General features: G+C 44.5%; 16 protein-coding genes. All 16 read right to left on the bottom strand.

The features are described from left to right. Nucleotides 1-87: 87 nt before the first annotated feature. Nucleotides 88-1,476 carry a rhodanese-like domain-containing protein gene (locus tag BTO30_RS00850; RefSeq protein WP_075396819.1) on the bottom strand — a complete coding sequence of 463 codons (1,389 nt, stop codon included), beginning with the start codon at nt 1,474-1,476 and terminating at the stop codon, nt 88-90. A gap of 102 nt (nt 1,477-1,578) precedes the next feature. Next, a complete protein-coding gene (locus BTO30_RS00855) occupies nt 1,579-1,815 on the bottom strand; it encodes a CsbA family protein (protein ID WP_075396820.1) in 237 nt (78 codons plus the stop codon). A gap of 63 nt (nt 1,816-1,878) precedes the next feature. Then, nucleotides 1,879-2,517, bottom strand: a complete 639-nt coding sequence (locus BTO30_RS00860; protein ID WP_075396821.1) for a YfbR-like 5'-deoxynucleotidase — start codon at nt 2,515-2,517, stop codon at nt 1,879-1,881. A 137-nt stretch (nt 2,518-2,654) separates the two neighbouring features. Next, the gene (gene yhfH, locus BTO30_RS00865; protein WP_075396822.1) at nt 2,655-2,783 is read right to left on the bottom strand and encodes a protein YhfH; all 129 of its coding nucleotides are present in this window, start codon (nt 2,781-2,783) and stop codon (nt 2,655-2,657) included. 139 nt (nt 2,784-2,922) lie between these two features. Further along, the gene (locus BTO30_RS00870; RefSeq protein WP_075396823.1) at nt 2,923-4,116 is read right to left on the bottom strand and encodes a PDZ domain-containing protein; all 1,194 of its coding nucleotides are present in this window, start codon (nt 4,114-4,116) and stop codon (nt 2,923-2,925) included. 89 nt (nt 4,117-4,205) lie between these two features. Beyond that, nucleotides 4,206-5,336, bottom strand: a complete 1,131-nt coding sequence (locus BTO30_RS00875; RefSeq protein WP_075396824.1) for a trans-sulfuration enzyme family protein — start codon at nt 5,334-5,336, stop codon at nt 4,206-4,208. A gap of 75 nt (nt 5,337-5,411) precedes the next feature. Continuing rightward, entirely contained in the window at nt 5,412-5,954 is a 543-nt protein-coding gene (locus BTO30_RS00880) for a redoxin domain-containing protein (RefSeq protein ID WP_075396825.1), read from the bottom strand. Next, entirely contained in the window at nt 5,951-6,520 is a 570-nt protein-coding gene (locus BTO30_RS00885) for a hypothetical protein (RefSeq protein WP_143331883.1), read from the bottom strand. The genes BTO30_RS00880 and BTO30_RS00885 overlap by 4 nt, the downstream gene beginning before the upstream one ends. 106 nt (nt 6,521-6,626) lie before the next feature. Further along, a complete protein-coding gene (locus BTO30_RS16965) occupies nt 6,627-6,740 on the bottom strand; it encodes a YjcZ family sporulation protein (protein ID WP_143331884.1) in 114 nt (37 codons plus the stop codon). Between the two features lie 333 nt (nt 6,741-7,073). Beyond that, nucleotides 7,074-8,342, bottom strand: a complete 1,269-nt coding sequence (locus BTO30_RS00895; RefSeq protein WP_083632224.1) for a murein hydrolase activator EnvC family protein — start codon at nt 8,340-8,342, stop codon at nt 7,074-7,076. A gap of 53 nt (nt 8,343-8,395) precedes the next feature. Then, a complete protein-coding gene (ftsX, locus tag BTO30_RS00900; RefSeq protein WP_075396828.1) occupies nt 8,396-9,280 on the bottom strand; it encodes a permease-like cell division protein FtsX in 885 nt (294 codons plus the stop codon). Beyond that, nucleotides 9,270-9,956: a cell division ATP-binding protein FtsE gene (gene ftsE / locus BTO30_RS00905; RefSeq protein ID WP_075396829.1), complete on the bottom strand. Its 687-nt coding sequence runs from the start codon at nt 9,954-9,956 to the stop codon at nt 9,270-9,272. The genes ftsX and ftsE overlap by 11 nt, the downstream gene beginning before the upstream one ends. 196 nt (nt 9,957-10,152) lie before the next feature. Further along, nucleotides 10,153-11,283, bottom strand: coding sequence for a Ger(x)C family spore germination protein (locus BTO30_RS00910; protein ID WP_075396830.1), 1,131 nt, complete (start codon nt 11,281-11,283; stop codon nt 10,153-10,155). After that, nucleotides 11,280-12,380 carry a GerAB/ArcD/ProY family transporter gene (locus BTO30_RS00915; protein ID WP_075396831.1) on the bottom strand — a complete coding sequence of 367 codons (1,101 nt, stop codon included), beginning with the start codon at nt 12,378-12,380 and terminating at the stop codon, nt 11,280-11,282. Before BTO30_RS00915 ends, BTO30_RS00910 begins: the two co-directional genes overlap by 4 nt. Further along, entirely contained in the window at nt 12,365-13,840 is a 1,476-nt protein-coding gene (locus tag BTO30_RS00920) for a spore germination protein (protein WP_245796272.1), read from the bottom strand. The genes BTO30_RS00915 and BTO30_RS00920 overlap by 16 nt, the downstream gene beginning before the upstream one ends. A gap of 94 nt (nt 13,841-13,934) precedes the next feature. After that, entirely contained in the window at nt 13,935-14,312 is a 378-nt protein-coding gene (cccB, locus tag BTO30_RS00925; RefSeq protein ID WP_075397050.1) for a cytochrome c551, read from the bottom strand. Nucleotides 14,313-14,342: the final 30 nt, after the last annotated feature.

The raw sequence follows: 14,342 nt of genomic DNA on the forward strand, positions 1-14,342 counted from the left end.
CACACCTGTTCGCAGTGTGTGTTTTTGCTTCTGTTTATTTTAAATGGAGGCCGCTCTTACCTTGTAAAAACGGCCGCTTGACCTTTTTTATTGCTGCCAGCCGGCAAAACCCGGCGCCATGTTTTCAATCTGTTTAAATCCGGCCGCCTGCAAGTAGCTTGTTCCAATAGCGGAACGGGCCCCGGATTGGCAATGAACGATAATTTTTTTATCTTTCGGAATGTTGTGCAGTTCTTCTTTTAAATAGCCAAGCATATGGTGATGCGCCCCTGGAATGTGTCCTTCGTTCCATTCCTTGTCCTGGCGGATATCAATCACATAAACATCGTCGCTATCCAGCTGCTCTTTCAAGCCATTCACATCAATATTTTTATACGTTTCAAGAACAGTTGACTGCGCGATGACCTCCGTATCAGCAAATGCTACAATGCGATCCAGGCCGATGGATTCCAGTGATTGCTGAATCTCTTTACGGTTGTATTCCGGCGCAATAATGACAATCGATTGATCGTAATCTGTGAGCCAGCCCGCCCAGTTTGTGAAAATTTTTGTATAAGGCATGTTGATTGTGCCTTCGATGTGGCCGTTCGCAAATTCGACTGCAGGACGGGTGTCGATGACAAACGTATTTTCATCTGCCGCAAGCTTTTCGAGTTCATGTACTGAAGCAATAACCGGAACCGTTTCACGCGTTAAAATAGAGGGACCCTCTTTATTCACTTTTTTCATCATCGCAAAGTATTTTGGCGGTTCCGGCTGATCTGCAAGTAATTCCTTTACAAATGCGTCTTCTTCTGTATGCTGAAGCGCCCAGTTAGTTTGTTTTTCATAGCCGGCAGTGGACATCGGCACCGCGCCAAGCGCTTTTCCGCAGGCACTTCCTGCACCGTGGCCTGGCCAAACAACAAGATGGTCGGGCAGCTCTTTAAATTTCTTCAATGAATGAAACATTTGAATCGCACCGGTATTGGCTGTATCTTTCACACCGGCCGCTTTTTCAAGCAAATCCGGACGGCCAACGTCACCGACGAATACGAAATCGCCTGTAAAAATCCCCATTGGAATATGGGAACCGCCGCCTTTATCTGTCAGCACGAACGAAATATGTTCCGGCGTGTGCCCCGGTGTATGCATGACTTTAAATTCAATATTCCCTACTTTAAACGCATCGCCGTCCTTGACAAGCTGTGCATCAATGCCATCGATATACTTGTATTTCCAGTCTTCATCCCCTTCGTCGGACAGGAACACTTTCGATCCGTGATCTTTTGCCATCTGATGGGCTCCGGACACGAAATCAGCATGAATATGCGTTTCCGCGGCTGCCGTTAAACGGAACCCTTCTTTTTTTGCCGTTTCTTCATACGGCGCAATATGACGAGCGGGGTCAATGACAATCGCTTCTCCGGTACGCTGGCATCCAACCATATACGAATATTGAGCTAATTTTTCATCAAAAAAAGTACGAAAATACATGAATAATCCCCCTTTACCCTAATGGGTATATTTATCTTGCTTTTATAATACCCCACACCCTATAAAAAGACAAGAAAAAACACCGAAAAGATATTTTCGGTGTCAGTTTAATTTCCATTTCAGCTGTTTCATCATCCTGCTGGAAAGCCAGAGACCGGCTGTTAGCGATGCAGCGTCAATAATAATGAGTTCCCAAGTATGGGTATATCCTTTATAGGCGGATGCGGCAATAAGCGCGACTGTCAGCAAAAGACCGATAAACTGGTTGTATGTCACGCGCGTAAACAAAACGACAAGCAAAGCGGGCATAAACAGCGCCAATATCATCTTATCGACCATCTCGTCCTCCTAAATGTTTTTCTTTCATCATAGCTGATTTTTCTTCAATCGAAAAGAGGCTATTTATTCACAGCGGTTGATAATACGCTCCGTTAAATCACGCAGCTCACTGTGCGGCATAAACTTTTCCGCCAGCATATCGGGCATAACCTGATCGATAAAATACTTGACGGAATGAAGCTCCTGGAATTTTAAAATCGTCGTCAGCGCTTCCTCGTAAATTTCAAAAAAGAGCGGGTCTGGGTTTCGTTTCAAAATTTCTCCGTACGCTTCATAAAGCAAATCCACTTTATCAGCAACGGATAAAAGACGGCCTTCCAGCGAGCTGTCTTTTCCTTCTTTAAAACGGTTGAAATACGCTTCATGAAATTCTTCCGGAAATTCCGCTTCAATAAATTTCCGCGCCATCTGTTCTTCCACTTGCGAAAATAATTCTTTCAATTCAACCGTCGCATATTTGACCGGCGTTTTAATGTCACCGGTAAACAGTTCCGCGTAATCGTGATTCAGCGATTTTTCATAAAGCGAGCGCCAGTTAACCGTTTCACCGTTCATTTCTTCCACGGTCCCTAAAAACTGCGCAATTTTCGTCACTTTAAACGAATGAGCGGCTACTGTGTGCGATTGAAATTTAAATTTTCCCGGCAGGCGGTATAAATGTTCGAGGTCGGATAAACTTTTGAAATATGTATGAACACCCATGATCTCCACTTCCTCCTTCTTTGCATATTATGCCTATTGTAACGGCAAATGTGATGGAAAAAAAGAAAAATCCGCTCTGTTTGAATGAAAACAGGCGGATTTTACAAAATGGATTCGGTTACAAAAATCAATGTCTATTACTCCTCTACTTTGCTCAGGCAATGCTCACACTCTGAATGATATGACTCGTGCTGTTCAATAATTTGTGCACCGCACTGGCAGCACTCTTTTCCTGGAATGTTACGGTAAAATTCTAATGGCATCATATTGATGACCTCCTCAAATTTTTTAATTGATGTGTTGCTGTTGAATTTATTGTATTATAACAGATAAAAAAAGTCAACAACTGTTATATAATATTTTTTATTTTTTTCAAAAGAAAAAACGCCCTCTGTTTGAAGGCGTTTAATCGGAAAACACGGAGTCATCCAGATATTCTTTTTCTTCCGGCGCAAAAATAAGGCCGAGTTCATGATGTTCATTTTCATAAATAGAGCCCTGCACAAACCGGAGCTGGTCGTTTGTCCCAATTACTTCCAGTTTGCAGTACGCTCCGTTTTTTTGCAGCGCTTCATAAAATTCCTGCTCACTGTTAATGTTTACACCGTTTACTTTTGTTATAATCTCGCCGATATCAAGCCCCATTTTCCGCGCAGGTGAAGCGGGCAGAACACCGGCAATAATCATTCCTTTTGGCTGCTTTGTAAAAAAGTATTGGCGGTGCTTTTCATATGTGAAGTGACGGCGCGTAATAGCAATACGGACAAGAGCCGCAAATATGACGGCAGCGGCCGATAACTGCCAGATCCAATAAGAGCCGGCGGCAATGAACAGCGTGAGCACGCCGGCCCAAATGATGCTTTTCCCGGTCGATTTTACAGCAAGGGCAGGCAAAGTGCTTCTCACTGTCATTGAAAAGCCGATTAAAAATGGAAACAGAATAAAGCTGTAAGTCACGCCTCCTGTATCAATAACCGGCCACCAGTCCGCAAATGAAGTGAGCGGCCCTCCTGATGGGACCGGCAAAAAAACCGGTACAAGCCAGAGGCGGCGCGCCAGGTGCACCGCTGTTTTTAATCCACGCGGACTCGTTTCAATACGCGGAGACGTTCCTTGATGGCCCCGTTTACGGATCAGCACCCCTTCCGCTATCACAAGAAGCGCCGTGATCATGGACATGACGGACAAAATTCCGTTCAAATCAAGGTTTACATATGGAATAAACGGGTAGCCCAGCCACTCGGATAAAACAAAAATGCCGTAAGCGGCAGCCATTGTCCATGCCGGTGACAGGAGAAAAAAGCCCCCCGCACTAAAAATGATCAAAACCGCGGCGATAAAACTGAGCAGCCCGGATGGCAGCGCCAATCCGGCCCCAATTGTAATCACGGACAGAACCGCCCCGACCGCCAGACTCGACGGCAAAATAAACCGGATCTCTTGATAAATATCATAGACGCGCGTACCAAAATCCTTTCGTTCCCGCGTAACGCGAAACATTCCAACCACAAATGCAAGGACGAATGAAAAATAAAAGACAGGATGAATCAATAATTTTACCGCAGCGTCACCCAGCTGCACGAGCCAGTCCAAAGCCATACAATTCCCTCCAGAACGTTGCACATAAGTCTTTTTTTATTGTAGCAGAAAGCTCATGCAAGCGTTAACCGACAAAAGGCGCTTTTTCGTCAAGCATTCTCAAGCGCCTGTTTCAGCTGACCGATAATGTCTTCTGCTTCTTCAATTCCGATTGAAAGGCGAACCGTTTTTTTCGATACACCGACTGCTTCTTTTTCTTCCGGTGACAGAGAGCGGTGAGAGGTGCCGAATGGCCATGAGACCGTCGTTTCAACACCGGCAAGAGATGGTACAATTTGAATCCAGCCGAGTGAGCGGAAAAAACCGGACTCATCTGCATCATCAGCAAGATGAATCGTAACAATAGCGCCGTTTCCTTTTTCAGACAGAGACAATGGATAAAAAACGTCCTTTACTTTCGGCTGTGTTTTCAGCCATTCCGCCGTTTTTTTCGCATTCGCCGACTGGCGTTCCATCCTAAGGCCGAGCGTTTTCGCCCCGCGGCACGCCAGCCATGATTCAAACGGACTTAAATTTAAGCCGATATTGACAATCCTGCTTCGCGCTGCTTCCACGTATTTTTCTTTCCCGCATAAAACACCCGCGGATACATCGCTGTGTCCGCCAATGTATTTCGTCGCCGAATGCACGACAATGTCCGCACCGAATGCATACGGCTGGACGAGATACGGCGTCGCAAATGTATTATCCACAATCAAAACAAGATCATGTTTTTTTGCAAAGGAGGCCATCTGTTCCAGATTCTCAACCCGCAAAAACGGATTGGTCACGGATTCTGTATATAAAATAACGGTTTCCGGACGAATGGCTGCTTCTATCGCGCGTTCATCCTCAAAATCGACAAACGATGTTTTAATACCCATTCGCGCCAGTTCTTCTTTTAACATATAAAATGTACCGCCGTATACGTCCCGGGCAGCGACAAGGTGATCGCCGCTTTTTGCAACAGCAAGTACCGCTGCCATAATCGCACCGAGCCCTGATGAGGCAGCAACGCCGGCAGGTGCTCCTTCAAGGCGTGCCGTGACGGCTGCCAGTTCATCCGCGTTCGGGTTGCCGACACGTGTATATAAATAAGGAGAATTCCCGCTGTAATAGCCTTCCATTTCTTCTAAACTATTAAATGAGAACACCGACGTTTGGTAAATCGGGGTTACTTTACTTTGAAACGATTTCAGCAATTTTTCACCGTGTACCGCTTTTGTATTAAATGAATCCAACTATCTTCACTCCTTTTCATTTGTTCATTATATTCCGAAAATTAGACAAAAACAAATCCGCCTGCAGCAGGCGGATTAGTCTTTTAATAAATTTTTCATCATCGGCTCATCCATCGGGCCGATAATTTTCTGCTCAACGACCCCTTTTTCGTTTAATACGTAAGTCGTCGGAATCGTATATACTTCATACGTTTCGGCGACCGTACCGTCTTCATCCATTAGAATTGGAAAGGTCAGCGCATACTGATCGACGAATTCACTTACTTTGGCCCGGCTTTCTTCTAAATTAACCGCCAAGATTTCAACGTTTTCCGGCTCATCGTCATAAAAGGACTGCATATGCGGCATTTCTGCTTTACAGGGCGGACACCACGTCGCCCAAAAATTTAAAAATATTTTTTTCCCTTCATAATCAGACAAATTGACTTCTTGTCCACCCATCGTTTTCACTGTAAAGTCAGGCGCTTTTTCACCGACGGCAATACCCGTTTTGTCATCATTAACGGCTACACCTGCATTTCCGATGTCGGTCACTTCTTTCCGGTCATTATATAAATTAAATGCGGCAATACCGATTAAGAGCGCCAGCAGCAGCACACCAAACCATTTTTTGTTCATGTTTTTTTCCTCCAGAAAATGAAATAAACTGTGACAACAATGTATACGAGTGATTCCATTGAAAATAGACGCCCATCTGCTGATAAAAAGAGCAGCTGCCAAAATAACAAAAGCGTGAGCGCCCGTTCCAGTCCTTCTTTCGCAACAAAGAAAAAGAGAATACTGCCGGCTGCCTGTACGGCGTCCCAAATAGTAAAAGATGCAGATAGAAAAGACAGAGAAAGCGGATATAAGACCACAATGGCAGCCCATGCTCCAGCCGTTTTAGAAGAAGGCATTTTTTTGACGTACGCATAAAAAAATGCCGCGGCCAGTCCGAGCCAAAAACCGTATATACCGCCGTTAAAATAAAGCAGTGACATTGGTGCTTTGATCACGAGCGGAAATTGAAAAAGAAGGATGCTTCCTTTCCAGACAATAACGAATAAAAAAGCGGCATTACTGATCTGTTCAGAAAAAGATTTTCCATATTGAATGCGTGTGTAAAGCCATGCGCCAAACAAAGCAGCGATGACTGCCGGCTGCTGGATAGGCAATGTGACATTCGCAATTTGTATAAACTCCATCTTGTCTCCTTTCACTATATTAGCACATGAGGTATTTATGATTATTTTATACACATATGGGTATAAAGTAAAAAAAGCCGCTTCAGCAGGCGGCCCTTTCATATCATTATCTCCAGCCGATATATGCTCCGCTGGCGGTAATGAGCAAGATGAACGATACAACGACTAACGTGAAGCCACTGCCATAACCCCCGACATATCCTTCTTTATATTCACCCATTTCATCCACCTCCAGAATATTCAGGAGATACATGGGCGGCGCCCATCTAATATAAAATAAGCAGGCCGTTCCGTTTTGCGGCGTTTTCACAATAAAGAGGTATAGAGGAAAGGACGGATTCTGAGCCATTTAGGCCGATTTATTGATAGGAAAGCCGGATTCCGCCTTTTGAAGACCGCATTTATGAGAATTCGGCCATAGAAATAAAAAAAGGGTGTCTTATAAAGCTTTTAAGACATCCCCTTTCATTCGATGGCCGGAATTCCGGTGAATCCGGCTTAATGTGCAGAATCCCGGCCGTCTATCCGTTATCAGCAAACAGCCGGGCTTTGCTTAAAAATTAATATATTGTGCCGGGTCAACCGCATTTTCTTTGCCGACTGTCCATGGACCTTTATGAATCTCGAAATGAAGATGCTGTCCGTATGAACGGCCGGTGTTCCCCATATAACCAATTGTCTGGCCTTTGGCAACACTGCCGCTGTTTACAACACGCTCTGATAAATGCGCATAAACCGTTGTGTACACCTGGCCATTAATGGAATGTGAAATAAAAATCGCATTTCCATACGTATCTGAATAATACGAACGGCTGACGACGCCGTCTGCCGCGGCCACAATCGGCACGCTTACGCTGTTGGCAATGTCGACTCCTTTATGATTTCCGAGGTCACGCATGCCAAATCCAGACGTGAACGTTCCCTGTGCCGGCCGCATAAACATACCGCCTGTATTAGCCGGCACCGCTGTTGAACGGGCGGTTTCCCGGCCGGATTCAGCCGCATTTGCTTTTGCGGCCGATTGAGAAGCCGCCTGGCGTTTCGCTTCGGCAATACGCGCTTTTTCTGCACGAATCGCCGCTTGAATGGATGCTTCCTGTGAATCAAGGATCGACTGTTCTTCTTCAAGGCTCAGCTTCTGTTCATGTGCTTCATGTTCATCTGCTACGAGCCCTTTCATGACCTTATTTTTCGCTGTGCGTTTTTCAGCAAGCTCCGCCTTCATCGTTTCAAGATCCTGAAGCATATCTTCTAAACTCGCAAGCTGTTCTTTCACTATTCGTTCGTTATCTTCGAGTTGGTTTTTATCCTGTTCCTGCTCATTCAAAATATTTTTATCCGCATTCACAAGTGTTGTCACGGCCGTTGCGCGGTTGATAAAATCACTGAAGCTTTCCGCACCAAGCAGGACATCTATGTAGCTGGCCGAACCGCCGCTTTGCTGAATCGAACGGGCCCGCTTTTCGAGCACAACAGTCCGTTCTGCAATACGGATTTTCAACTCTTTTATTTCAGCCTGAAGCCTTGCAATTTCTGCTTTCGTTTCTGCAATCTCAGTTTCTTTTGCGCGGATTTTTGATTCCGTTTCAGAAATCGTTTGATCCAGTTTGCGGATTTCCGCTGTTACTTGATCCTGCTTCTGCTGAAGTTTTGAAATTTGCTCTTCTTTTTCTGTAATGCTGCCTTCTAACCCTGATTTTTGCGATTGGATCTCCTGCTGACGCCGTTCAAGGTCGGATAAGTTTGCAGCCAGCGCCTCCCCTGTAAGGCTTAATACGAGTGATGCCGCAATCACCAGCGTCATGTATGAACGTTTTTTCAACTGCTCTTCCCCTCTCGTCCCTGTAAAAATATTTCTTTATACGTTTTAAAAATTTATACGTTTAAAAAGCGTCTAACCGAAATAAAACTTCCCCAAATACCGATGAAAATCGCAATGATTAAAAGCAGACCCGTTACCGGCAAAACAAGCGGCCAGTAGCTGATAAAGTCAATAAAATGGGCCGACAGCCGGACCGAGATAGCCTGTTCCGCATAATAGTAGCCAACCAAAACGGACGCAATTGGAATAATGGAGCCAAGCAGGCCGATCCATAGACCCTCCAATATAAATGGCCAGCGGATAAACCAGTTCGTCGCCCCGACGAGTTTCATAATTTCAATTTCTTTCCGGCGGGCAAAAATCGTAATCTTAATCGTATTGGAAATTAAAAACATCGCGGTAAACAGCAAGCCGGCAACCAGCACAACTCCTACGTTACGGGCTGTTTTCATAAAACTGAACATATTTTCCACTTTTTCTTCTCCGTACACAGCTGTTTCTGTCTGTTCAAACTGCTCTATTTTCCGGGCCGTATCCGGTGTATCCTGCGGCTTCGCTGTTTTCACAATAAATACGTCGTAGAGCGGATTACTTTGTTCAAATAAAGAAAAATCCCGGCCCATATCCTGAATGATCTTTTGCAGTTCTTCTTCTTTCGATGAATACTCAATACTCTCGACTTCCGGAAGCGCTTCGATCATCGTTCTTAATTGTTCTTTATCTGCTTCCGTTGCTTCCAGCTTCACATGAACGCGCACTTCGACATCATTTTCAATGTCGGTCGCGATTTTATTTAAATTAAGCATAATAACCAAAAAGACACCCGTCAATAGTAACGTGACGGTCACAGCCGACACAGAGGCAAAGGTCATCCATCCATTTCTGCGCAGGCTTTTAAAGCTTTCTCTAAAATGTCGGCGTAATGTTCTAGGCTTCATAGCCATAATCACCGCCTTGTTCATCCCGTGCAATCCGTCCGCCTTCAATCGCGATGACGCGGCGGCGGATGGTGTTGACGATATCTTTATTGTGCGTGGCCATCACAATCGTGGTCCCGCGTTCATTAATCTTTTCAAATAAACGCATAATATCCCATGAGGTATCCGGATCGAGATTCCCTGTCGGCTCATCGGCAATGACCACTTTCGGACTATTCACAATAGAACGGGCAATCGCCACACGCTGCTGCTCCCCACCGGATAATTCGGTCGGCAGCATGCGCGCTTTATGCTTCAAACCGACAAGATCAAGCACTTCCATCACCCGTTTCCTGATAACAGCGGGTTCTTCTTCAATGACTTCCAGCGCAAACGCCACATTTTCATACACATTTAAAAGCGGCAGCAATTTGAAGTCCTGAAAGACAACACCGATCTGGCGCCGCAATGTTGGAATGGAACGCTGTTTAAGTGCCGCTGTATTAATCCCTCCGACAATCACTTTTCCTTCTGTCGGTTTTTCTTCACGATAAATTAATTTAATAAACGTCGATTTTCCGGCACCGCTTGGACCGACGACATAAACAAAATCTCCTTGTTTGATCGTGACATCAACGCCTGAGAGGGCCGTGACCCCATTCGGGTATTTTTTCGTCACGCCTTGCATCTCTATCATTCAATCACCTTGTTTCTTTATTTAGCCGACATGTTTACCCTGTTTTCGACCCACAAAACATTATAGCATTCTTTCTTTTGTCACATTGCAAAAAATGTGTTACAGATTCATTTCATAACGTAATATACACCTCTATTCTTCAAACAAAAAAAACGCCCGGATGGACGTTTTTCTTTTGTTTACGTTATATACAGGCCTATAAGATAACACCGCCGCTAATAATTTTAGTCTTGACACGAATCTTCACATCAGCGCTCCGATAAGATTTCTTCCAGTTCATTTTTTCAAATTTCTTTGGATCTTTGGCCATTATTTGGCGCCCGAAGCCTAGCGTGTCTGAGTCGGCCATTTTCATCTTATCCATCGTCTGAGTGAATATTTTCTCCAGCTCATCAGACACGAGCTTATTCAGCTCGTTCAGCTTTTTTTCATCATCCAGGTGATCAGGCGGATATTCTAAAACACGGACGCTCAAGTCTAAAGAAATATCTGCCGTTACATGATCTTTATTTGTTGTGTCAACCTTCATCTTTCGTTTTGATTTTTCAATTAAAATCGTTAGTTTTCTTCCTTCATCTGCAGGAATTGTAAAGGAAAGCTCCTTTCCCATCTGGTCCGCAAGCAGCAAAAAAGCGGACATCTCATCCGGTGTGATCGTGCCTGTCATTTTGGTCCCGTTAAACAGCGCTCCGCCACTTATTTCGACAGCCTTATTCTTTTCGTTGTACTTCATGAATGGCAAAACCGGGTCACTTCCATTATCCAAAAGACTGATACAGATGAATTGCAGATTAGTGACTGGAGCCATGGATTCTTTTTCTGCACTCATAATCAATTTATATAAATATTCACTGTGCAGCTGTTCCCCGCTAATTTCACTCTGGAAAAGCGTTCCTGCTTTTCCCTCCACAATCGCTATTTTTGCATTAAGGGGACTGGATGCATTTCGATACAGTGCATCTAAAAACGAATATAGCCCTTTTTCAGCACCATCTTCCCCGATAACTAACACGCGTAATTTTGAAACATCAAGAACACCGCCAACTTTACGGTCCAGTTTATACGCACTGTCCCTAACCGTAATTCCATCCTCCGACATGACCTGACTCGTTTGGGCCTGACCGCCTTGACCCCCTCCTTGACCCCCTTGGCCGCTGCTTCCGCCGCCTGCACCTTCTATTGGCATTTCAATCGTCAATGAATACCGATCATCTTCCTGCATATCCATACCGGCTCCAAAAATCAGCTTCATCGTTCTAAGCGGCCGTTCGTCCCAGCATCCTGAAAGCAGTATACATATCGGAAACATAATCCACCATTTCTTCACGTTGATTCCTCCCGCTTGTTTCGGATGATTGCGACTGCAAGCAAAAATGCCGGTACTGCAAATAAAAAGATGGTTGAAAGCGTGCTGATTTTTTCATAGATATTTACCGATTGCTCGGGATTCGCAGTATAAAATGTGATTGGCAGAATAAGTACTGCAAGCACATAAACGGCTTTCCGGTGGTGCTTCGCCTTCGCAAGTTTCGCAACACCCGATGCCGCTAAATACATATAGCTCATAAAAGAAGTAATTGCAAAAATGGCCCATATCGATAAAAAAAGGAGATCAATCCTTTCTATCATTTTTAATTCAACTGCCTTGACCATATATAGTACCGGCTCCGGTACATGATTGAGTTTTTTTAAGCTGAAAAACATATACACAAAGGCTGAAAGCAATGTATAAAAGACCGCTGCTATAGCACTCGCTCCAGCTGCCGCTTTCCACTTTGCTTTTGATGAAGCCTTGGTAACTGGATAAAGCCAGAGTAAAAATTCAAAGCCGGCAAACGAAAAAAGGGCTTGTTTTGTACCTGATAGAATGGCCGGGGCTCCTTCAGACCCAATAGGCAGAAGATAATATACGTTAAGATGCTTAATGATGAACACAAAAAGGATAAGCACTATGATAAAAAGAAACGACATTAAGACGTGAAACCGTGCAATAATGCGTATGTTTTCCTGAATGAGATAAACTGTAATCCCGACCACAATGACAGCAAAAACGATGTGCGGTGTATGGGGGAAGGCCCAATTAGACGTCAAATAGAGAAAGACAATGAGCATCTGAGCAGCGACGATAAAAAAGAACACTATATAAAGAGCATTTACGATAGTGCCAAGCAGCCGTCCCAGAAGAAGAGGAGCAAATTCATACAGCGTTTTATCCGGAAAACGGGAAGATAAAAGCCAAATAACCCCTATTCCAATTTGTACAAACAGACCCGCTATTAAAATCGATATCCAGCCATCTTTTCCAGATTCTGTATGTACACTGTATGGAAGCGACAATACGCCTACACCAATCTGTGTCTGCAAAATAAGAAAAAATAGCTGCTGTGCGCTGATCGTTTTTTTTGTTTTCACTCCTTCATCCATTCCCGTGACCCCTCTTCCTTCGTTTCATCAAGCGGCATGCTGTCAGTTGGACGCGTTTTTTGCTTCCAAATCGCACGGCGAATAAATGTATCCTTTAAGTCCTTCCACCGGAGCGGTGCAAATGGGGCAAAATAAGGCGTCTTCAGCGATTCCAATTTACACAGGTGAATAACAATGACCATCATGATGAAAATAAGACCATAAAACCCAAACAGCGAAGCCGACACCATAAATGGGAAACGGAGAAGACGAATCGTCATATTCATTTCCGTTGATGGCACAACATAGGATGCAATTGCGGTAAGCGCAACGACAATGAGCGTAAAGTTGGAAACTAGGCCGGCACTGACGACAGCATCGCCGATAACGAGACCGCCGACAATCCCAATTGTCTGCCCAATTGGACTCGGAAGCCGGATACCTGCTTCCCGGATTAATTCAATCGTCATTTCCATAAACAACGCTTCTACAATTGTCGGATACGGTATATCCGCAACAGATCCTTTCATTTGCACAATTAAATCCCCCGGCACAACTTCAAGATGAAAGCTCGTCACCGCAATGTAAAAGGCCGGCAAAAGGACCGCTATAAAAAAAGCAAAAAGACGGAGCAGCCGGTAAAACGACCCTGATAACGGCCGGCTCGTATAATCATCCGGAGACTGGTAAAATGTGATGAAATTTACGGGCGCAATAATACATGTTGGGGTTCCATCATTTAATATCGCAATTCTCCCTTCCATGATATTTGCTGCTACGCGATCGGGACGCTCTGTGCTTAGAAATTGCGGAAATGGTGATAATGTTGAATCCTCTATCATTTGTTCAATATGTCCTGCACTGTAGATCATTTCCGCATTAATCGAATCGACTCGCCTTTTTATTTCTTTGACGAGCTCCGGGTTTGCAATTTCCTTTTCATACACAATCGCAATTTGTTTCTTTGCTCTTTCCCCTTTTTCTGCAAATTCAATAACAAGCTCCTTGCTTTGGACACGTTTACGCAGAAGAAAAAGATTCGTATTTAAATTTTCAACAAATCCATCGTGTGCTCCGCGCACAATTTTTTCATTCAGTGGCTCTGTAATGGTCCGAAGCGCCGTTCTTTCTGTGCCGCATATAAGACAAGCCGTACGCCCTTCAAAAAATACGAGTGTCTTTCCAATCAATAGAGCATTCATGGCTGCTTCATAATCAGCGGCATCATCACGTTCAATTGCCGTCAGTGCATCTTCCGGGTTTTTCGATTTATTTTCCGCAAGGGGCCGCAAGATATGCTCCTCCACCCGTAATGAATCAACAAGAGTCACTAAGTATAATGCGATCCCCGCTGTTTTACCGAATGAAAATTTCCGTTGTTTTACATCATCTGCATCACCAAGCATTTCTGTGAGACGCTTGGCATTTTCATCTGCAGATGGAGAAAAAGCCGCTAATTTATTGCCTCGCCAAAAAGACATGCGCATCTCACTCCCTTTTTCTATAGCATGGGAAGAACTGAGTTATTTATACATGAAAAGAGCGGACTCTGGTGAGCCCGCTCTTTTCAACTTATTATTTTTTCTCTGCCAGCCATGCTGCGACGGCTTCTGCCTCTTCGCCTTCCACAACGTTTGGCGGCATTTGGCCCTGGCCGTTTTCAATGATCGCTAAGATTTCATCTTTGCTGTATTTCGCACCTGCTTTGTCAAGTGCCGGTCCAAATCCGCCTTCAAGATTGCCTCCATGGCAGCTTAGACAGCTTTGCTGGTATACTTCTTCACCAGCAGCGGCTGTTGTTGTGGCGTCATTTGTTCCTTCTTCTGTTGTTTCATCCACCGCTTCTTCTGTTTCTTCCACAGCATTTTCTGTGTCCTCTGCCGCATCATCACCGCCGCATGCCGCCAGTGCGACTGAGGAGCCGAGCAAAAGCGCAAGCAATGTTTTTTTCATTTCCATTTGAAAACCCCCTTTTGAAAATGG

The organism is Domibacillus antri, assembly GCF_001936625.1.
Taxonomy (GTDB): Bacteria; Bacillota; Bacilli; order Bacillales; family Domibacillaceae; genus Domibacillus; species Domibacillus antri.

Coding starts and splice junctions, on each gene's coding strand:
- ftsX (WP_075396828.1), bottom strand. CDS start 9,280: ATGAAGCCTAGAACATTACGCCGACATTTTAGAGAAAGCTTTAAAAGC.
- cccB (WP_075397050.1), bottom strand. CDS start 14,312: ATGAAAAAAACATTGCTTGCGCTTTTGCTCGGCTCCTCAGTCGCACTG.
- BTO30_RS00850 (WP_075396819.1), bottom strand. CDS start 1,476: ATGTATTTTCGTACTTTTTTTGATGAAAAATTAGCTCAATATTCGTAT.
- BTO30_RS00870 (WP_075396823.1), bottom strand. CDS start 4,116: ATGGCTTTGGACTGGCTCGTGCAGCTGGGTGACGCTGCGGTAAAATTA.
- BTO30_RS00885 (WP_143331883.1), bottom strand. CDS start 6,520: ATGGAGTTTATACAAATTGCGAATGTCACATTGCCTATCCAGCAGCCG.
- BTO30_RS00860 (WP_075396821.1), bottom strand. CDS start 2,517: ATGGGTGTTCATACATATTTCAAAAGTTTATCCGACCTCGAACATTTA.
- BTO30_RS00915 (WP_075396831.1), bottom strand. CDS start 12,380: ATGGATGAAGGAGTGAAAACAAAAAAAACGATCAGCGCACAGCAGCTA.
- yhfH (WP_075396822.1), bottom strand. CDS start 2,783: ATGATGCCATTAGAATTTTACCGTAACATTCCAGGAAAAGAGTGCTGC.
- BTO30_RS00920 (WP_245796272.1), bottom strand. CDS start 13,840: ATGTCTTTTTGGCGAGGCAATAAATTAGCGGCTTTTTCTCCATCTGCA.
- ftsE (WP_075396829.1), bottom strand. CDS start 9,956: ATGATAGAGATGCAAGGCGTGACGAAAAAATACCCGAATGGGGTCACG.
- BTO30_RS00880 (WP_075396825.1), bottom strand. CDS start 5,954: ATGAACAAAAAATGGTTTGGTGTGCTGCTGCTGGCGCTCTTAATCGGT.
- BTO30_RS00855 (WP_075396820.1), bottom strand. CDS start 1,815: ATGGTCGATAAGATGATATTGGCGCTGTTTATGCCCGCTTTGCTTGTC.
- BTO30_RS16965 (WP_143331884.1), bottom strand. CDS start 6,740: ATGGGTGAATATAAAGAAGGATATGTCGGGGGTTATGGCAGTGGCTTC.